At 44.3% G+C, this 20,590-nt stretch carries 14 protein-coding genes; 10 read left to right on the forward strand and 4 right to left on the reverse strand.

Annotation, left to right across the window (positions count from 1 at the left end; genetic code table 11):
• Positions 1-20 precede the first annotated feature (20 nt).
• Positions 21-680 carry an ATP synthase F0 subunit B gene (locus AM228_RS20105; RefSeq protein ID WP_054468585.1) on the reverse strand — a complete coding sequence of 220 codons (660 nt, stop codon included), beginning with the start codon at positions 678-680 and terminating at the stop codon, positions 21-23.
• Entirely contained in the window at positions 632-1,147 is a 516-nt protein-coding gene (gene coaD, locus AM228_RS20110) for a pantetheine-phosphate adenylyltransferase (RefSeq protein ID WP_156331929.1), read from the reverse strand. The genes AM228_RS20105 and coaD overlap by 49 nt, the downstream gene beginning before the upstream one ends.
• A 588-nt stretch (positions 1,148-1,735) precedes the next feature.
• Between coaD and AM228_RS34385 the strand changes: the two genes are divergently transcribed.
• From AM228_RS34385 to AM228_RS20155, 9 genes are all read left to right on the forward strand, one after another.
• A complete protein-coding gene (locus tag AM228_RS34385) occupies positions 1,736-6,814 on the forward strand; it encodes a PAS domain S-box protein (protein WP_054468587.1) in 5,079 nt (1,692 codons plus the stop codon).
• A 119-nt stretch (positions 6,815-6,933) separates the two neighbouring features.
• Complete coding sequence (locus AM228_RS20120) at positions 6,934-7,710, forward strand: HAD family hydrolase (RefSeq protein ID WP_054468589.1); 777 nt, start codon at positions 6,934-6,936, stop codon at positions 7,708-7,710.
• A 247-nt stretch (positions 7,711-7,957) separates the two neighbouring features.
• On the forward strand, positions 7,958-8,194 hold the full coding sequence (gene rpmB / locus AM228_RS20125; protein WP_054468591.1) for a 50S ribosomal protein L28: 237 nt from the start codon (positions 7,958-7,960) through the stop codon (positions 8,192-8,194).
• Positions 8,195-8,555: 361 nt separating this feature from the next.
• Positions 8,556-13,427 (forward strand): hormogonium polysaccharide biosynthesis protein HpsA, encoded by a 4,872-nt coding sequence (gene hpsA / locus AM228_RS20130; RefSeq protein WP_054468593.1) that lies wholly within the window; start codon positions 8,556-8,558, stop codon positions 13,425-13,427.
• Positions 13,428-13,439: 12 nt separating this feature from the next.
• Positions 13,440-14,174, forward strand: coding sequence for a prepilin-type N-terminal cleavage/methylation domain-containing protein (locus AM228_RS20135; protein WP_156331930.1), 735 nt, complete (start codon positions 13,440-13,442; stop codon positions 14,172-14,174).
• 112 nt (positions 14,175-14,286) lie between these two features.
• Positions 14,287-15,354 carry a prepilin-type N-terminal cleavage/methylation domain-containing protein gene (locus tag AM228_RS20140; protein ID WP_054468597.1) on the forward strand — a complete coding sequence of 356 codons (1,068 nt, stop codon included), beginning with the start codon at positions 14,287-14,289 and terminating at the stop codon, positions 15,352-15,354.
• Positions 15,355-15,576: 222 nt separating this feature from the next.
• Complete coding sequence (locus AM228_RS20145) at positions 15,577-16,125, forward strand: Tfp pilus assembly protein FimT/FimU (protein ID WP_054468599.1); 549 nt, start codon at positions 15,577-15,579, stop codon at positions 16,123-16,125.
• A 98-nt stretch (positions 16,126-16,223) separates the two neighbouring features.
• Complete coding sequence (locus AM228_RS33145; protein ID WP_156331931.1) at positions 16,224-16,367, forward strand: hypothetical protein; 144 nt, start codon at positions 16,224-16,226, stop codon at positions 16,365-16,367.
• On the forward strand, positions 16,360-17,175 hold the full coding sequence (locus AM228_RS20155; RefSeq protein WP_054468603.1) for a prepilin-type N-terminal cleavage/methylation domain-containing protein: 816 nt from the start codon (positions 16,360-16,362) through the stop codon (positions 17,173-17,175). Before AM228_RS33145 ends, AM228_RS20155 begins: the two co-directional genes overlap by 8 nt.
• A 114-nt stretch (positions 17,176-17,289) precedes the next feature.
• On the opposite strand, the gene AM228_RS33150 is transcribed toward AM228_RS20155, so the two are convergent.
• Positions 17,290-17,436 (reverse strand): hypothetical protein, encoded by a 147-nt coding sequence (locus AM228_RS33150; RefSeq protein ID WP_156331932.1) that lies wholly within the window; start codon positions 17,434-17,436, stop codon positions 17,290-17,292.
• Positions 17,437-17,591: 155 nt separating this feature from the next.
• Here AM228_RS33150 and gatB point away from each other — a divergent pair, with 155 nt between their 5' ends.
• A complete protein-coding gene (gene gatB / locus AM228_RS20160) occupies positions 17,592-19,076 on the forward strand; it encodes an Asp-tRNA(Asn)/Glu-tRNA(Gln) amidotransferase subunit GatB (RefSeq protein ID WP_054468605.1) in 1,485 nt (494 codons plus the stop codon).
• A gap of 40 nt (positions 19,077-19,116) precedes the next feature.
• On the opposite strand, the gene AM228_RS20165 is transcribed toward gatB, so the two are convergent.
• Positions 19,117-20,559, reverse strand: a complete 1,443-nt coding sequence (locus tag AM228_RS20165) for an NB-ARC domain-containing protein (RefSeq protein ID WP_054468607.1) — start codon at positions 20,557-20,559, stop codon at positions 19,117-19,119.
• Positions 20,560-20,590: the final 31 nt, after the last annotated feature.

Consider the following 20,590-nt stretch of genomic DNA (forward strand, 5'->3'; position numbering starts at 1 on the left):
TGAATTAATGAATTGCGGGATTAAGACATCGGAGGTTTAGCATCTCTTTGTAAATGTTGGCGACCATTTTGGATCACCCGCAGCATATCCGTAAGATTATGTTCGAGATTTTGCAAAACGCTATCGGCATATTCATCGGCATCAGATTCAATCGCTTCACATTCGGCGATCGCCTGACGGCGCATTTCTTCTATTTCCTGTTGGGTTTGTCGGCGCAACTGTTCGATTTCCGCAATAGTCTGCTGTTGGGCCGACTCACACTCGGATTGTACTTGTTTTCGCAGAGCTTCTGCTTCTTGTTTTGCCTGACGGACGATGCCAATTTCATCGAGAATTTGCATCGCTCGTTGTTCTGCCGCTTCAATAATTTCCTGAGCATATTGTTCTGCTTGCATCAGGATGTCTTCTTTCTGACGGACAATGTTTTCCGCTTCGGCAAATGCGGTAGGTAAATTCAGACGGATGAAATCGAGTTGATCGAGGAATTGGTCTTCATCCACAAAAAGGCGTCCCGAAAAAGGAATCCGGGGACTATAGACAATAATGTCCTCCAGGTGATTGAGTTCTCGTTGAATATCGAAATTGGTCGATGCATTAGTTGGTGCCTGTGGGGATAATTCCTCGTTAGAAGTTATTCCCTGGGTTTTGGCGTTGATTCGATCTGTGTCTTGGCGTAACATTTATAGATATCGATCGCGACATGTTCAGGAACAAGGTGGTTAATTGAGCCGCCAAATTTGGCGATCTCTTTGACTACGCTACTACTTAAAAAGCTATACTCGTTAGAGGTAGCCAGAAAAACGGTCTCAATTTCCCATGCAAGGGTTTTGTTGATATGAGCCATCTGTAGTTCCATCTCGAAGTCTGAGAGCACTCGCAGACCTCGCAGCAAAATTCTAGCTTGACGCATTTTGGCATAGTTGACCGTTAGACCATTGAAAGTGTCTACTTCCAAGTTATTCAGATGTTTGGTGCTTTGGCGAATCTGTTCGATGCGCTGTTCCACGGCAAACATCGGGTTTTTTTTCGGATTAAGCAAAACAGCTACAATCAGTCGATCAAAAAGCTTGGATCCTCGTTCTATCAGATCGAGGTGTCCTAATGTAATCGGATCAAAGCTGCCCGGATAGATGGCGATCGTAGACACAGGGTTGTCAGAGAATTGAGAGATAACTTACTTATAGAGTAGCTTTAATCCGGTAGTTCTGGCAACTCCTAGGCGGTTCTCGGTGAAAATAGCTGGAAATAGCTGCAAATAGGTGCAAATAGATGCAAGTATTTTAACATTTTCCGTAAAATTGGTATTATAGATCGCAGATTTTTTGGCAAAAAGGTTATATAAATTTTTGCTTTTCCCTTTTATCAGGATTTTTATAGGGGTTAATTTTTATGGTATTCAGAGTTATATCTAGGTAAATATTTGGCATTTTTGCTCGGTTAATCAAGATTTATTAACATTGATTACATTTTGTCTATTTTTAGGATAAATTAGCAGATAAAACATAAATTAATCAAATTTTTTGCTAATTTAAATCCGTTTAAGTTATTTTTATGATTTTCAGATTTTCTGATATTAACGAAAAATTAGCCTGCAAAAAATTAGCAAAAACTTAAGGAAAAAATTAAGATTGCTTCGTCCAGAGTTTAGTCCGGGGAAGATTTATGTTAGTTTATTTGAGAGTTTATTTTAAAAACTAATCTGTAGCACTCAAAGATAACCTCAAAGATAATACTTATGAATGATTGGTGGCACCACACATTATTAGGAGATCAGTCGATTCTGATAATTCTGTCAATTCTGATTGGCGCCCATGCATCTTATACAGCGTTGCAAGGCCAGAGAAAACTCCTTCCAGGGCGATGGTTGCCTAGCTTGGCGATGGGGCTGGGCATTTGGGCGATCGCCTTGACCGGGTTATTGGGAATTCAAGCACCGAGAGAATCGGAGTATTTATGGCTGATTATTTTATCCCTGGGGGTAGCGATCGCCGCTTCTGGTCTGGCTTTATCTCCATTGGCGGATCCATCCATAGAATCATCACCGATCCGGTTATTCCACCAGGGAATTTTTTGGACCGGTGCGATCGCCATTCCCCACTATTTAATTTTGGGGTTATCGGCGACATTAGCTGATTCAAACATTATTTATCAATGTAATCTTTGGCTTTTACTTTTGGGTCTGGGTTTAACCACCGGACTATCCGCCTTAAGTTTATCCCTTGGAGATGAAAAAATACCTTGGACAAGGGCTGGGTTGCTGACTGCGGCAATTCTAGGGGAACAAACCCTCACGAACGCGGCAATTCAAATATTGCCCAATCCAGTTTTGCCCAATCCAGCATTGGATCATCAGGTATTTTTTACCTTCACCCTTAAAGGATCCTGGGTGATTTCCCAACCTTTGGTCATAGAGGCGATCGCGGTTGCTACGGTAATCATCGTTTCTTTGATGCTGGCAACAGTCAAGGGTAACCCCATCAAATCTGGGCAAGATGAGGAAAGAAAAGAGGATAGAGGGGAAAGAAAAGAGGATAGAGGGGAGAGAATAGAGGATAGAGAGGAAAGAATAGAGGATAGAGAGGAAAGAAAAGAGGATAGAGGGGAGAGAATAGAGGATAGAGGGGAGAGAATAGAGGCTATAGGGGAGAGAATAGAGGCTATAGGGGAGAGAATAGAGAAAACAGGGGAATCAGAACCCTTACCGGGCAGCGATCGCTCATCACACCTACTGACTAAAAGTGTACAGTTAGAAAGCCGAATCGCTGCACAAACTGCCGAACTGGCTGCCGCCAAACTGAGTTTAGAAGTAGAAATTGCTCAACGTCAAAAGATGGAAGCGACGTTGCAGCAAACTCAACAGCATTATCAAACCTTAGCCCAGGTAGCACCTGTGGGAATTTTTCACACCAATGCCAAGGGTCAATGCTTATCCGTGAACGATCGCTGGTGCGAAATTGCCCGGATTACCAGCCAGGAAGCATTGGGGGATGGATGGATTAATGCGATTCATCCAGAAGATCGCGAGGCGGTTTTTGCGGAGTGGGATCGCGCCGCCCAAACCAATCAAGTCTTTAGATCCGAATATCGCTTTTTGCACGAAGATGGGACAGAAACCTGGGTTTTAGGGTGGATTGGGGCGCAACGCAATCCATCCGGGGAATTATTGGGTTATCTGGGTAGCATTACGGATATCAGCGATCTCCATCGCATCGAACAACAGCTACAGAAATCTCGACAAGAACTGGAACAACGGGTAGAACAGCGCACCACTGAACTGGCAAAAGCAACCGTAGCCCTTCGAGATAGTCAAGCGCGACTTGATGGTATTTTGGCCTCTCTCGATGATGTGGTTTGGTCTGTTTCCACGGAAACCTTTGAATATCTCTATCTCAGTCCGGCGCTGGAAGGGATTTATGGGCGTCCCGCATCGGACTTTTGGCAAAACCCTCAGTTATGGTTAGAGTTGATTCACCCCAAAGACCAAGCAGAAGTCGTCAAGGGATCGGAAGAGTTACTCAAAACCGGCAGTAAAGATGTCGAATATCGGATTTTACTGCCTAATGGGGAGGTGCGTTGGCTGCGCGATCGCGCTCGCATCTTTTACAACGATGAGGGCAAAGCTATTCGCATTGATGGCATCGCCACAGATATTACTAACCGAAAACTTATGGAAGAGACTTTGCAAGAAAGCGATGAACGATTCCGGAAAATTTTTCGGGAAGGCCCATTAGGAATGGCTTTGATCGGCTTGGATGATCAATTTATTCAGGTGAATGAACGCTTATGTGACATGGTGGGCTATCCCCAAGATGAACTGATCCGCTTGACATTTGCAGATATTACCTACCCAGACGATCTGGAACTCGATATTCAATTAGCCCAACGATTGTTCCGGGGAGAACTTCCTTATTACACTTTAGAAAAGCGCTATCTAAAGAAAAACCAGGAAATTGTCTGGATTAATCTCACCGCTTGTGTGATTCGGGACGAAGAAGAAACACCGGTCTATTATCTAGCAATTATTGAGGATATTAGCGATCGCAAACAATCCGCTGCCCGCCTAGAAAAAGAACACCAACAACTCCAACAAATTATTACCAATGCCCCAGTCGCAATGGTGATGTGCGATCGGGAATTAAAAGTCATTGCCCATAGCAATCAATGGCTCGCCGATTATCATCTCCACGGACAATCAATCATTGGCCAGACCCTAGAACAAATCTTGCCAGATATGCCCGTCCATTGGCAACGAATTCAGCAGCGAGCATTACAAGGAGAAATCATTAATAGTCCTGAAGAAGTCGTTCACCAGCAAAATTATCTAAAAATGTATCTACGCTTGGCCGTCAATCCTTGGTACAATCCAGAAGGAGAAATCGGTGGGATTGTCATCGCCACTAATCGAATTGACGAATTAGTGCAAGCCAGAGAAATTGCCTTAGATAATGCCCGAATGAAATCAGAATTTTTAGCCAACATGAGCCATGAAATTCGCACCCCAATGAACGGAGTTTTGGGCATGGCTGGTTTATTAGAACAAAGTCAACTAAATCCAGAGCAACAAGACTTTGTTCAAACCATTATTATTAGTGCAGAAAACTTACTCAATATCATCAATGACATTCTAGACTTTTCCAAGCTAGAAGCTGGGCAAATGCCTATAGAATTTATTGAATTTAATCTCCAACAATGCATAGAAGAAGTTACGGATCTAATCGCCGGTTCTGCTTATAAAAAACAATTAGAACTTGTAAGCTGGATCAGTCGAAAAATCCCCAAAAAACTGCGAGGCGATGCCGGTCGCTTACGGCAAATATTGCTGAACTTAGTCGGTAATGCAGTCAAATTTACCCAATCCGGTGAAGTGATAGTTCAAGCGTTTTTAGAAGCAGAAACCGAAACGGATATAATGGTGATGTTCTGTGTCAAAGATACAGGCATTGGCATTACTCCAGAAAAGCAGAAAAAATTGTTTCAGTCCTTTTCTCAACTAGATGCTTCCATCACTCGTGAATATGGAGGAACCGGCTTAGGTTTGGCAATTTGTCAGCAACTTGTCAAGCTAATGGATGGGGCAATTGGCGTATTCAGTTTAGGCAATTTTTACCCAGAACCGCCGAAAATTTTGCAGCAGATTGAATTCCATCATTGTTGGGAAAAATCCTGTGCAGAAAACATGGTGACTGTTCCTAAATTTTGTTCCGAAAATGGCTCAACATTTTGGTTTACAGCCCGGCTACAAAAAATATCTAATCCCGCAGAAAATTTAACGTCAATTTATCCAAAAAATAATTTAAATGGTTTGAGAATATTGGTGGTAGATGATAATGATACAAATCGCAAAATATTGCGCTGTCAAGCCCAAGAGTGGGGTATGCAGGTAGATGAAGTCAACAGTGGATTGGAAGCGATGAAACTTTTGGAACTCTCTGTAGAAAAACAGCAGCTTTATGATGTGGCAATTTTAGATATGCATATGCCCACAATGGATGGAGAAACCCTGGGGCGTCTAATTCATGCCAATCCCGATTTTGCGCCGATTAAGTTAATTATGATGACTTCGGTTAATTTGCCCAATGCTAAAGAGCGACTTGAGGCATCTGTATTTTCTAAATATTTAGTCAAACCCGTAAAAGAATCTCGGCTACGCGAGTGTTTAAATGAGCTATTTCCAGGAAAGACAACCGGGGCAGAAATTACCAGAAACTTAGAGAATAAACTATTAGAGAATAAAAGCTTAGAAAATAAAAGCTTAGAAAATAAAAGCTTAGAAAATAAAAGCTTAGAAAATAAAATCTTAGAAAATAAAAGCGCTGATCAAATAGGTAATAGGGAAGAATATCTCGAAAAGATAGAAGAAAAAAATAGCCGATATGACTTGGGTTTATCTCCGCTATCTTCAACCCCGCAATCCTCTGATTTAGGGGCTAATTTAGTAGGAGATATAGTAGGCGATATCCTTAGAGAAGATATTACCGGCATTTCTGAAGAATTTACCGAAAATTCAACTCAATTTGCTGAAAAATTTTCTCCCACAATATTAATGGTTGAAGATAATGCCATTAATCAAAAAGTCCTGCAAAATCAATTAAAACGCTTGGGGTACACCAATATAACGATCGCTGCCAATGGTCAAGAAGCACTGGATTTATTAGAAACCGTGAGTTATGATTTGGTACTAATGGATTGTCAGATGCCTGTTTTGGATGGATATCGAGCCACAGAGTTGATTCGGCAAAAAGAAGCCAACGGTGAGCATACCGTGATTATTGCGATGACAGCCCATGCGATGAAAGGCGATCGCGAAAAATGTTTGGCGGCAGGGATGGATGACTATTTAGCCAAACCTATAGATTTGGCTAAATTCGCCGCAATGTTGAAGCGATGGTCGGAATTTTTAGCCACTAATTCAAAGAACCAAAAGCAGAAGATCGTCCAAACTGAAAGTAAGCTAAATAATACCAGGGATATAAAAGATTTAATTAACTTAGCCCGATTAGAGGAAATTTCCGCTGGGGATTGGCAATTTCAAGAAGAACTTTTGCAAGCTTATCTAGAAGATATGGAAATATTGCAAGAAAAACTCCACTCCGCGATCGCCTCTCAGGATTTTACCGCCATTCGCTCTCATGCTCATACAATCAAAGGAGCGAGTAGCAATATTGGCTGCTTATTCGTGGAAGAAATCGCCAGTACCTTGGAGCAAAAATCTGTTCAAAAGGAATCTGCCTCTGTCCTGATGTCCCTCATGGATGAGCTAGAAAATCGTTTATCATACATTAACGATTTTTTTCTCAATAATTTCATCAAATAACGTAATCAAATAACTTAACCAAATCTCCACCGATGAATCCTAGCCCTAGGACGATTGCTCCCAGTAGCACTTTTATGCCACATTAATCCCATTCAACCAATCATCACCAATTCTAGATTATGCAACCACCAGCCCCAATACTCGCTTTAATCTTTGATGTCGATGGCACCTTAGCCGAAACCGAACGAGATGGTCATCGGGTCGCATTTAATCGCGCCTTTGCTGACGCGGGCTTAAATTGGGAATGGTCGATTAATTTATATGGAAAATTACTCAGGGTTGCCGGTGGCAAAGAACGCATCCGCTATTTTATCGATGAATATCTCCCAGATTTTGCCCCCCCTGATGACCTACCCGGATTTATTGCCCAACTCCACGCCCGAAAAACTCAATATTATGGGGAATTGTTAGCCGCTGGCAGCATTTCTTTACGTCCCGGAGTCCGCCGTTTGTTAACTGAAGCCAGAGACGCGGGGGTTAGATTAGCGATCGCCACCACCTCAGCCCCGGAAAACGCCGCAGCCCTGCTGGTTAGCAACTTGGGAAAAGACAGTCTGGCTTGGTTTGAAATCATTGCTGCTGGAGATATTGTTGCCGCCAAAAAACCCGCCCCAGATATCTATCAATATGTCTTAAACCAAATGGATCTATCCCCAAAAGATTGTCTGGCGATCGAAGACTCTCCCCAAGGTCTCGCAGCCGCGATCGCCTCTGGACTAAAAACCGTAATCACCGTCAACGACTACACTCAACACGATGATTTTACCGGCGCCACCCTAATCCTCAATCATCTCGGTGAACCCAACCAACCCTTTAGCGCGATCGCGGGTCACACCCACAACGCCACCTATTTCAACCTAGCCCTAGCCCAAAATTTAACAATTGTTGATTGTTGATTGTTGATTGTTGATTGTTAATTAAACAGACTGTAGGGGCAAAGCATTCGCGCCGAAATATTCCGGTTTAAACGACAATATCTCTGCGCGAATGCTTCGCCCTTACCAACCACCAACCATCAACCACCAACCACCAACCACCAACCACCAACCACCAACTAATAACAAATAACAAACAAATTATTATTTTTCCGAAAAAGTAAGTTATAATCGTCGATTGTGTCTAACCTCATCACGGAGAATTGCCATGTCACGCAAATGCCAACTAACCGGCAAAAAAGCCAACAACGCCATGTCGGTATCCCACTCACACCGACGCACCCACCGGCGCCAAGAAGTCAACCTTCAAGAAAAGCGCATTTGGTGGCCACAAGGCAACCGTTGGATCAAACTCCGCTTATCCACCACAGCCATCAAAACCCTAGACCGCAAAGGATTACAAGCCTTTGCCAAAGAAGCAGGCATTGACTTAAACAAGCTGTAAAGTCCCCTTCTCTTGACCTCTCCCCTTCCCCTCCCAGTCACCCTGGGAGATTTTTTTTACAACAGATCGCTTTTGATGAAAATCTGGGTAAGCTCAAAATATATAGGCTAAAATAATATAGGCTAAAATATATAGGCTAAAATATAAAATATATAGGCTAAAACTCGCATCAATATGCCGATGTAGGGTGGGCATTGCCCACCCTAATAACCATATTTCTGCTGAAGACGATCGGCAAAAATCACGCAAAAATCACATAAAATGCCCAGAATCAGCAGATTTACTGATGCGTTTTACTCCACTTAAACGTTATAACCAAAATAAGCACCCCCGTCTGCATCTACCATGAGGAGCAGCACCAATGGCGAGAAACAAATTCCTAACCACAATCGCAGGTCTCCTGACTAATTTTTCTAATCGTCGCAAATCCCAAATTAATCCGCCAACATCTGAAGGATATGTTCACCGTCAGAAAAGCGATGGTGAAAATGATTTGACTAGGTATTTGACCAAATACTTAAAGAATTTCCGCAATTTCTACCAATCTTTGCTGCCCTCAGCCGAAAGGCAAAACCGTCAAAACTCTTCACGACGGTGGCGCCGATTGATGCAGCATAAGTTGGGCAAAAGTTTTATTAATTTGCTGCAAACCATTGGTCAATTGGGGCGCTATTTGAGCGTTCCAGCTTTTTATCGTCTGTGGCGCAACTTTTTTGTCGCTTATCGTCAACGCACCCAAGCGGGTTTTGTCCTCCCCGTCACCATGCTGATGGTTGTGGTGATGTTGTTGGTGGTGACATCTTTGATGTTTAGAGCATTTCAACGCTCTGAGCAAGTGATTGGGGATTACCAGTTGCAACAAGTCAAGAATACCTCCACCCCGGCGATCGAACGAGCCAAAGCCAAGATCCAACTGCTGTTGGCTCCTGAAGCAGAAACCGAAGGAGCGTACTATAGTCAGAAATCAGGTATTCCCTCAGAATCGGAAATGGAGGAATTGCTGGCAGGGGATGCTGCTTACACCTGGACAGGAGAAACCAGACTAACACCGGCTAACCTGGGTATCACCGTAACTCCGGATGGGGGTAAGATTGCGGCTTGGAAATTTCAGTCAGACAGTGACGGGGATGGCACCAACGATACCATAACCGCTTATGCCATCTTGGTCAGAAGCGCCCGGAAAGTTGGCAATAAAACCAAAACAATAGATCACCGCTTGGCAGAAAGTAATCCCGCAACTCATGAAGTAATTCCTGATAATGATCCTGATAATGACAGAAGTAAATTATTTGTGGTCAGCAATGGTCCAATTGCTGCGACCAGTTCCGGTAGTACCTCTTGCCAGCCCAAATACCAGTCTGAAACAACCGGTGCCAGCAAGACCGATGCGGAGGGATGGTTCCAAATGGGGGGCGGTGATGCCGTACTGAAAAAAAATATTCAAGTTTATGCCGTTAGTTTGCCCATTGACAACAAAGGCAACCTGAGTAATCCAGTAATCTCTACAGCCCAATACCAGCAAGACCGCAGTGCCGACCGTGGGAATAAGTGGGGGGCTTGGTTCCGGACTGATATCGAAATCAACCCTGCGGCTAATTTTGATTGGAATGGCGCAATTCATACGGAAGGCAGTTTGTATATCATGGGTCAGAAAGATTTTAACGGGAAGTTAATTAGCGAGAAGGAATCTTGTTTCCTCAATCCCAAGCAAAATTCAGACATTACCATTGGTGGCCATTTGGTCAATTCTGAAATGACCAGAAATCAAACGTCTAGTGGAGCAGTCAAGTTTGAACTCTATCCTGATGCAAATCTCTTTCCCGTGACTAATGCCACTGACTCATCGAAGTACACGGGCAGTCCCATCGATCTTTCTATTAATCCTCAAGCAGTTCTGTTGCAAAACAAGTCAGTGGCGCGGGGGGGCGAAGGATTTTGGGAAAACCAGGTAAATTCGAGTTGGGTCAATAGTGATTTAGCCACTAAACGAGTTTCGATTTTACAAAGTGGTCAAGCGCCTCCGTATATTGATGATACTTATCGCGCCGATAACCGCTATGGGCCAAAAGTGGGCTACAGCAGCAAGGTGACAACTCCAGAATGTGTCCTGGGTAAGGCTGTGGGTGGCAGCGGCTGCAATACTGTTACTCCCAGTGTCGAGCAGGTGATTCGCAATGAACCACCGGATCCTGTGCTGCAACCGGATGATTATGGCTTGGATGGCTACTGGGAACGCCGCGCCAGAGGTCAAGGCACTCGAATTATTGTGGGACAGCGCCTGGAGTTGGGGAATGCTTTTGGTTGGGTACAAGATTTGTCAAGTCCCCCAAACGACATAATTACCGAGACTGAAGATAAAAAACGTGGGGATGATCCCCTGAATCCGCCCAGGAATCCGATCGCCAACACAAATATGAATAGTCGGCGGCATGAACTGCGCCAACGTCGGACGCAGTATGACAACTTGGCAGCCGTCCAATCTACTTTGGTCTATCACTACACCGATACAAGCAAAGGTTATGACCCGGTGGCGGCGGTGGCGACGACGGTTCACCCCGGAACAGAGAATACACTCAAAGAAAGCGCGAAGTTTGAAACCATTGCTTTTAAAGACAAGACTGGAACAGAACAAAAACCCATTGCGATCGACTTTTTTAATGGATATGGCACGAATGGCTGGGAATTTGCACCGCCAACTGTCACCAGCACCAGTCTGTCGTCTACCGCCCCTTTGGGCAAAGCATTAAGAAATTTGGCCTATTTTGCGGGCGACCCAGATGGAGCATTTCCACCCAAACAAGAGGCGGGTAAAGTGCATCCTTTACCCCAGTTAACTATGTGGGGGAATTTTTCCAATCTCCGGCGAATTTTTGATCAAAATACCAGTATTACTTTGCCCAAAGCGGGAACGCCTGGTAATATTAGCCTTGCGGATTTAACCACCCTGCAAACCGCATCCGCAAATTTAGGAATGTTGGCTTATAACATTGATTATTTGCAAAGTTATGACTATGCAAATAATCAAACCTATGGTTTAGGTGGCGGTATAGCAAAGCTAGGTGAGGCTCTTTGGAAGTTACAAGATCAGAATTCTACGAATGGTGAGGTGATCGATATTCCCTCGCCAGCGGCAATCAATTATAATCTACCTCCTGATGCTTATATCGCAGCCCTAGAAAGAGAGAAAACTAAGCTAAACATTACCGATGATGTGATTAAACTTGCTCGGTTGGTGATGACTAAGGAGCAAGTAGAACGCGATCGCACCTATGGGTTTAAACATAGTGACGCCAATCATCCTGAGAATCAAAAAGTCACTGGAATTAATCCCTACAAGCTTAGTTTAGTTGACAATCCGAGCCTATTTTATAATCAAACTGTAAACATTGCCTGTGATGTCACCAACTCCTCTACTGGCAACAACTTTTTTGGCATCGGCAAACCAACCATAAAGACTCAAGAACAGCAATTTATCGGCCTCTCTCGCCTTTGCTCCAATAAGCCTAAATTCCCATCCTTGTACTATATTTTCCCGAAAGTGAACCACGGTCACGCGGGAACAGGCGACCATGCACAACCAAATGACGAACCTTATATTAGGGATGCTGACATCACCACTATTAATAGTGGAAATGACCGATACAAAGCCTTAGATAATGCCGATATCGCTACCATTAAGATTAACCCGAAAAAGGCGGATCTGACCGATTGGGTTCTGCCTCAGAGTACCATAACTTTCACGAAGATTGAGGAGAGTCAGGCAGCACCAAACAATAGTCAGAGAGAAGTGATTCAAATTGTTAACGGTACAAACTCTACAAACCGCCGGGTAGCGATTAAAGATTCTGCCTTATTCAATGGTCGGGAAGAAATGAATGTGCGGGTACTCAACCTGGACGTGGATATGTTGCGGTCTGTTTCGCCCCCGAACGACAACACTGAAACTTGGCTCCCCAAGAGTGGGATTATGTATGTGTTCCGGGAAGATGCCGTCCGGGAAGATGCGATCGCCCGTCCAGGAGGATCGCAAATGAATGCTTCTACTCCCACAGACCCGACATTAGACGCCAATGGCATGAGTACCAAGGCGATCGACTACTACGCCGATCCGGATCGCCGTCCTTATGGCTTCCGCTTGAAAAATGGCCAAGACCTCCGACGTAAACCCGGTGGATCGCTGAATAAGTCAATTCTCCGAGGCTTAACTCTAGTCTCCGACAACCCAGTGTACATCCAGGGTGATTTTAACCTGCATACCTCCAACGGCAGTGACACCCTTACAGAGTTGACGGGTCTGTCAACAAAACGTGTCGTAGACTCCAACTTTGCCAACCCAGAGGTGGACTATTGGCGACCGACAGAAGTTCTTGGAGATGCGATTACTGTCATTTCTAATAACTTCTGTGATGGCAGCATTCAAGAAGGGTATTTAAACACTGGCCCGATGACCACTGTCATTGACGATGCTAATACTCAGAAGAAGTATGGTTGCCTAAACAATACACCCCAACGGACTTCATACTCCAACCAAAATCGCCCACGCCCAACAGTGCAATTATTCCCACAAAATTCCATTAGTACCCAATCTTGGGTGTTATCAAATCCCTGGGAAGCTCATCCAACCACCAGCAATTCTCCAAAATCTCCCATTGTGATTAACTGGAATGGTGAAGTTTTAATTACTGACAGGGTGACAAGCACCACCGGCCCCTATATCAAAAATCAGAAAGCATATGACCAGCAATATAATGCCTTTAGCGCTCGTGACTTTAATGCATCCAGCAGCTACATAGGCAGAGCGATCGACACGAAAGCAAATCTCACCATGGTTAATGGCGTGGTTCCGGCACAAACTAACCAAGGAAATGGCGGTTTAATTAACTTTCCCCGAATGCTGGAAAACTGGCGTGTAGATGGAGGAAGTCAAGATAAAACCCTGACAATTCGTGGGTCATTCATGCAATTAAACTTTAGTCAATATGCCACAGGGCCATTTGATCAAGACGCCTGGGAACCGGGAATCGCCTCGGATAGCAACGAACGCATTTTCTATTACCTCCGACCTAACCGGGTTTGGGGTTACGATGTGGGTTTGCAGTACCTTCCCGCCGGTCCGGTTGCTCGACGGATCCTCGTTCCCGGTAATGAACGCAGTGAATTTTACCGGGAACCGAAAGGGGATGACCCATACATTTGCCTACTCAGAACCGCCCTTGGTTTTGCTTGTAATTAATAGGAGGGCCAAATGTGCTTCCAGATGCACCGCTTAACCATCAAAAAAACCGGGTTTCTGCTGTTTGTTTCAAAAGTTATCTGTTTATCGCGAAAAAGAAACCCGGCTTCTTCTGAAAAAGGACTTACCCTCGTGGAATGCTTGGCGGCAATTGTGATCTTTGGTCTGTCCATTACCGCCATCACTTCACCCATCATGTTGGCCATGGCCACTCGTGTCCGGGCATACCGAGTACAACAGGCCATGCAAATTGCCCAAGGAGAAATCGATCGCGTCCGACTGATTCTCGAACGGGGGGATTTATCTCTCGCCCAACTAACCCCCTTGCTGCCGCCGAATGCGGGGGGTGGGGAAGCCGCAGCATTCGGGGCACCGACTGCCGAGGATACAGCCTGTAAAACCACCGCCAGCACCCCCAAACCAACGGCCAGCAACTCTAATCAATGGTGCCGAGTCACCCTGAAAAATGAGGAGTTTGCTGTGCAGACATTCCGTACCAAAACTACAGCATTAAAGGACATTTCACCAGACAGCAAAAGCCAAACCCCCATTGGCTTGATGATGGGGGTCCGGGTTTACCCCATTGCCGCCATAAATAGCAAACAAGCCCTAAGCAAAGAACCCATGTCTCTCGGATTTTCCGCCATCACCACCTCCAGCGCTGCCCCCCTGGTGGCCATTTACACTCCAATAGTTCGGAGTGATTTGGATGAGTCTGCCGAAGTTTACAAAGCGCTTTTAAAGTAAGTTACTGGTTGCTGGTTATTGGTTATTTGTTATTCATAATTGAGCAAGACAAACAACAAATAACCAACAACAAATAACCAACAACTAACAACAAATAACAAAGATAAGAATTATGAGTAAATTAAATCATATTCAAATTATTTACAAAAGATGTCGATCCTATCTAAGTCAAACCAAAGATAGCGGATTTACCCTGCTCGAAGTATTAATGGCGATCACGGTTTCTAGTGTCGTTGTCTATGCCATGCTTTCCTTAGTGGTCAGCTTATTGGAAACAGAAAAAAGAGAAACCGCCAAAACCCAAACTCAAATCGAAATCGGCCAAGCGATCGATTACATTGCTTCAGAAATTGAACAAGCCGCTTATATTTATGAAAGCTCATGCTTAGGCGGTGGGAGACAGTCTGATGGAAATCCCGTCAATGGAGATGAATCTTGTCCAGGATTAAGCAATATTATTACATTTCCCTCTGGGTTGACTCCTGTCCTGGCTTTTTGGAAATTAGAAGCCGTTCCTTATAATACTGCCACTAACAGCAATGAAGCATTGCCTGTATCATGTTTAAATATGCCTACTACGCCTATTAATTTACAAGAAGAATGTTATGGCATAAAAAATAGTCGAAGTAGCTACACCTTGGTCGTCTATGGACTCCGAACTGACACTAATGATACTTGGGATGGCCCAGCCAGAATCACCCGCTATCAAATGCGGAAATATAAAACCGATGATTTAAAAAATTTAACCAAAACCGCTGAATATCTCATCAATAACCAAGACCCGGAAACTACAACATTTCAAAAATGGCCTTGTACTAACTCACCTTGTTCCCCCAAAAAAATTACTCAATACAACGATGATGTACTCGTAGACTTAATCGATGACGATAAGAATCAAAGTACCGGAGGAACTCAGGCCATTTGTGATCAAAATAAATATGTGAACACTACATATAGCCTCAGTCCGGCTGCAAATACCCCTGATGGTTTCTACGCTTGTGTTTCCAGTCCCGGTGGTTCCGGTGGTTATCAAGATGCCGTAATCTTTATGCGGGGCAATGCCGCCGCCCGCGCTGGAGAAGAACCCAAGTCACAAAACCCTGCTTATTTACCAAGCATCAGCAGACGAGTCAAAGCGGGTACTTTATTAAACCGAACACCACCAGAGCCTTCAGAATAATTAATATGGTTATTGGTTATTTGTTATTTGTCCTTGGTCATTTGTTCTTGGCCATTTGTCCTTGGTCATTTGTCCAACAAACAACCCCCCCAACCCCCCCTCAAAGGGCGGGCAACAACCAACAACATGCATAATCCCTACCCAACAACAAACAACCAAAGAATCCCTACCCAATAACAAAAGAATCCCTACCCAATAACAAAAGAATCCCTACCCAATACTATGATTAATCTACCAACTAGGAAAAATTGGCTGAAGCACCACTCTAATACATCTGGCTTTACCCTATTAGAGTTATTAGTGGTCGTACTCATGATCGGAATTCTGGCTGCCCTGGGAATTCCCAGTTGGATCTCCCTAGTCAACAATAACAAAATTAGTAATGCTCAATCAGAAGTATTCCAAGCCATGCGGGATGCCCAAAGCAAAGCCAAGGTGAGAAAGACTACTTGGGAAGCGCGGTTTAAAAATGGCCAAAATGCCAATGGTAACCCTGCGATCCAGTGGTCAGTGAACTCAGCCAGTGGTAGCCCAATATGGCGAACTATTAGTAGTCCAGGAGTTCAAGTCGATACAGCACTGACAGATATGAATAAAATTGGCGAGTCATGGTCAGTCCAATTTGACTACAAAGGTGAAGTCAAGGTTACTGATCAAGGTAAAAAAATTACTGTAGTTATTGGCAATGGCGGTGGGCGGAAAAAATGTGTTTTTGTCAAGACTACTTTGGGCGCACTGAAAACCGCTGAGGGAGATAAGTGTAACAATTAGCTATTAGTTATTGGTTGTTGGGTAGGGATTCTTTGGGTAGGGATTCTTTGGGTAGGGATTCTTTGGGTAGGGATTCTTTGGTTATTGGTATTGCAACAGTGGGAACGAATACAGTGGCTTGGAATGGTAAAGAGGGCAATGGAAATGATGTTCAGCCAAGTGTTCTGGGCTATCGAGTCCAAGTAAAATACGGGGAAGTTCATTTTCCCTTGATTGATCCAGAGTCAAGTAATTATGTCTGATTTAACTAAACCATCAGAAAAGTTGCATTTACTGCGGCATTTAGCGGATTATCCCCCCTCGCTCCCCTTTGAAAGGGGGGAAAGATTAGGGAAAGTTTTCCGGTTAAGAAAAGCCGGAAAAATTTCTGATTCAGGATTTACCGATCGCCCAGATCGATGTAGGGGTGATTCGCGAATCACAGAAACCGGGTTTCTTCTTCGCATCCCACAGTTAACTGCTGATATTCATAGCAGAAACCCGGTTTCTTCTTGGAGAAATGCGAGCAATGCTAGAAATGGAGCGAATAATTTTCTTCCGTCCAGTGGCTTTACGCTTCTAGAGCTTTTGCTGGTGGTTTTTATTATCAGTCTTTTAGGCGCGATCGCGATTCCTAGTTGGCTATCATTGCTAAATACTACTCGAGTGAATAATGCTCAGAGTACCTTATATTCAGCAATGCTCCAAGCCAAGAGCAAAGCCACCGAACAAAAAGTGATTTATCAAGTCAGTTTTCGAGAGCAAAATAATACTGCACAATGGGCGGTTCATCCAGTGACGATAAACCCATTGGATGCGGGTTGGCATGATTTAAATCCCTCAGTAAAAATTGATGCAGCGGAGACGACTTTGTATAAGCATCCTGCCACAGGAGTTTGGCGAGTACAGTTTAATCATAAAGGTCATGCCAATGGTCAGTTAGGCAGAGTCACGGTGGCGCTGCGGGATAGTGGCAAGAAAAAACGGTGCGTTTTTGTGTCTACTTTGTTGGGGGCTTTGCGGCAAGGACAGGAAAATTCTAAGCCCAAAAATGGCCGGTATTGTTATTAGGATTAATAGGTGGGGAACTGTTGTTGGTTGTTGGTGGGTAGGGATTCTTTTGTTGGTTGTTAGGGATTCTTTTGTTGGTTGTTAGTTGTTGGGTAGGGATTCTTTTGTTGGTTGTTAGTTGTTGGGTAGGGATTCTTTGGGTAGGGATTCTTTGGGTAGGGATTCTTTGGGTAGGGATTCTTTGGTTGTTTGTTGTTTTAGGAAATTGTTGTTTGTTGTTTGTTGTTTGTTAATGGTTGACTGGTAGGGGCGAATGGCCATTCGCCCCTACAGACTGTTGACTGTTTCCACCCCCGCTCCTCCGCTCCCCTGCTCCTCCGCTCCCCACACCCCTGGTCAACGATTAACGCAACGCTTCGGGGCAATAGACCGCTAAAATAGAAGCGAATTATCGCTTAGTCGCAAATTGTTGGCCCATGACCACAGCTACACCAGTTAAAACGAAGTACGAAGCCATTATTGGTCTGGAAACTCACTGCCAGGTAAAGTCTGACACTAAGATTTTTTGTCATTGTTCTACGGAATTTGGCACTCCTCCCAACACGAATGTTTGTCCCGTGTGTATGGGAATGCCCGGAGTGTTGCCCGTACTCAATGAGCGAGTGCTGGAATATGCGGTGAAAACCGGATTAGCTCTTAACTGCCAGATTGCCAAGTACAGTAAATTTGACCGAAAACAGTATTTTTATCCCGATTTGCCGAAAAATTATCAAATTTCTCAGTATGACTTGCCGATCGCGGAACATGGTTATCTGGAAATTGAATTAATTGATGATGACGGCAATGCTGCCCGCAAGAAAATCGGCATTACTCGCTTACACATGGAAGAGGATGCGGGTAAGTTAGTGCATGGAGGGAGCGATCGCCTCGCGGGTTCGACTCACTCCTTGGTAGACTTCAACCGCACTGGGGTGCCGTTGATGGAAATTGTCTCGGAACCAGATATCCGTTCCGGGGCTGAAGCAGCGGAATATGGCCAAGAACTCCAGCGCATTGTCCGCTACCTGGGGGTCAGCGATGGCAATATGCAGGAAGGTTCTTTACGCTGTGATGTGAATATTTCCATTCGTCCCGTGGGACAAAAAGAGTTTGGCGTTAAGGTAGAAATCAAGAATATGAACTCCTTTAGCGCTATTCAACGGGCGATCGACTATGAAATCGAGCGGCAAATTGAAGCCCTAGAATCCGGGGAAAAGATTTTCCAAGAAACCCGTCTCTGGGAAGAAGGCAGTCAACGCACGATTAGTATGCGTTCCAAAGAGGGTTCTAGTGACTATCGTTATTTCCCCGAACCGGATCTCGGCCCAATCGAGATACCTGCATACCAGTTAGAAGAGTGGAAGTCCCAACTACCCGAACTTCCTGCGGCCAAACGGCATCGTTATGAGAATAATATCGGCCTTTCTGCTTACGATACTCGCGTGCTGACGGACGATCGCAGCGTTGCCGAATATTTTGAAGCCACTTTACAAGCTGGTGCCGATGCCAAACTAGCCGCTAACTGGATTATGGGCGATATCACCGGCTATTTGAAAAACGAGAAACTGACTATCGATCAAATTGCCCTGAAGCCTGCGGAACTCAGCGAACTGATTTCTTTAATTCAAGCAGGCACGATTAGCGGCAAAATTGCCAAGGATATTCTGCCAGAATTACTCACCGCTGGCGGTTCTCCGAAAGCCCTGGTGGAAAGTAAGGGATTAATCCAAATTTCTGATACCGGGGCTTTAGAAGTCATGATTGCTGAAGTTTTGGCCGCCCATCCTGATGAGTTGGCAAAATATCGTGGCGGCAAGAAGCAACTAAAAGGCTTTTTTGTCGGTCAAGTGATCAAGAAAAGTGGCGGACGGGCCGATCCGAAGTTAACCAATCAGTTGCTTTCCCAGCAGTTAGACGGTTAGTTAGAAACCCGGTTTCTTCAAGAAACCGGGTTTCTCTATTCTATTGCCTAGTTTTCACATATTGCGCTACCACCGGATTTAACGTAAAACAAGTTATTTTGCCCCGTTCTTCTGTTTCCACAATAAATCGCCTCACCAGCGATCGCACAGCATTGATTAACTCGGTAGGAGATAATGTTAATTCGTTTAACAGTTGCGATAATGCCACTGCTTCTGTTGAGTAGGCAAGCTGAGTAATTACCGCAATTTCGGATTCGGTTAATCGCTGAAATTGTTGTTCTAAGCGCCAGCGTAATGACTCATCTAACATGGGCATATCGTATTGCAAAAAATCAGCTACACTGCCGCCAAATAATTCGGCAATTAGAGTCGCCGTTATATTTAACCAGAGAGGATTGCCTTGATACAGATGAATCAGGGTTTCCCACATTGATTCATCGGATAACTGATGCCCGGTTAAAATATCTTTCGCCGCGATGCCTATACCGACTAAAACTAAGGAATGAATCGGATAGTTTGATTTTTCTAATTCGGCAATTTCTCTAGGTTGTTCGGCACTAATTAAAATGAAACAACTATGATGATTTACTTCGGCAACTTGTTGGAAAAATCGCTGATAATCTTCATAACCCGGTTTGTATTGTCCGGCAAGCTTACCTTCACTGAAAAGTGCCTCTACGTCATCGAATACGATTAAGCAACGATGCTGCCGTAAGTAGTTAAAAATTTGACTATTAGCGATTCCCTGCTTGCCCCAAACGGGCGGGGAATTTTCTGCTGATTCGGAGAAAATTTGTAGCAGGTTTGTCAGCATGGTTTCCAGGGGGGGTGAAAACCGGAGGCTGCGATAGATAACGTAATTAAATTGGGTTTTGATTCTGTCTATTAAGCGGATAGCCAAGGCAGTTTTGCCAATGCCACTCATGCCTAAAATTGCTACGAGTCTTGTGGGTATGTTAGGGATATCTCGACTTTTATAGCTATCATTTACGATCCATTGTTCTAGGGTGGCTAGTTCGGTGGTGCGTGAAGCGAAATCACCCCTAGGCGAATCGTAAAAGGTGAAGATTTCCGGTGCGTCACCTAAGTCTATATATAGTGGAGGAGGATTTGCTTGGTCAGGTTGAGTTTCTGTTGGGCTTCGCGCCCTTTCTGAACAATTATTGAGGTGATTATTAATTGTTACATTATCTCTAGCAATAGTTGTTGGTGAATAACTATTATAAAATATTGCCCTTTTCAGTATCGATCTCACATTAACTTTACTAACTTCTTCCCCTAATACGTCAGACAGTATTTTCCAGAGTTCTGCCGCAGCAACTCGAACATAACCTTCAGTGCGATCGCGCTCTTGAGCAATCTTGGCATACTTCTGTCCTTGGAGTGCTTCTGTTAAGATCCCCTCTTGCAAATCGTCCAGGTGTTTCCCGGTTTTGGCAAACACCTTTTCATCGACAAATCTTAAGACTTCCTGAAACTCCATAACTCATATCTGGGGTAATTTTTCCTAATTT

This window comes from Planktothricoides sp. SR001 (assembly GCF_001276715.1).
Taxonomy (GTDB): Bacteria; Cyanobacteriota; Cyanobacteriia; order Cyanobacteriales; family Laspinemataceae; genus Planktothricoides; species Planktothricoides raciborskii.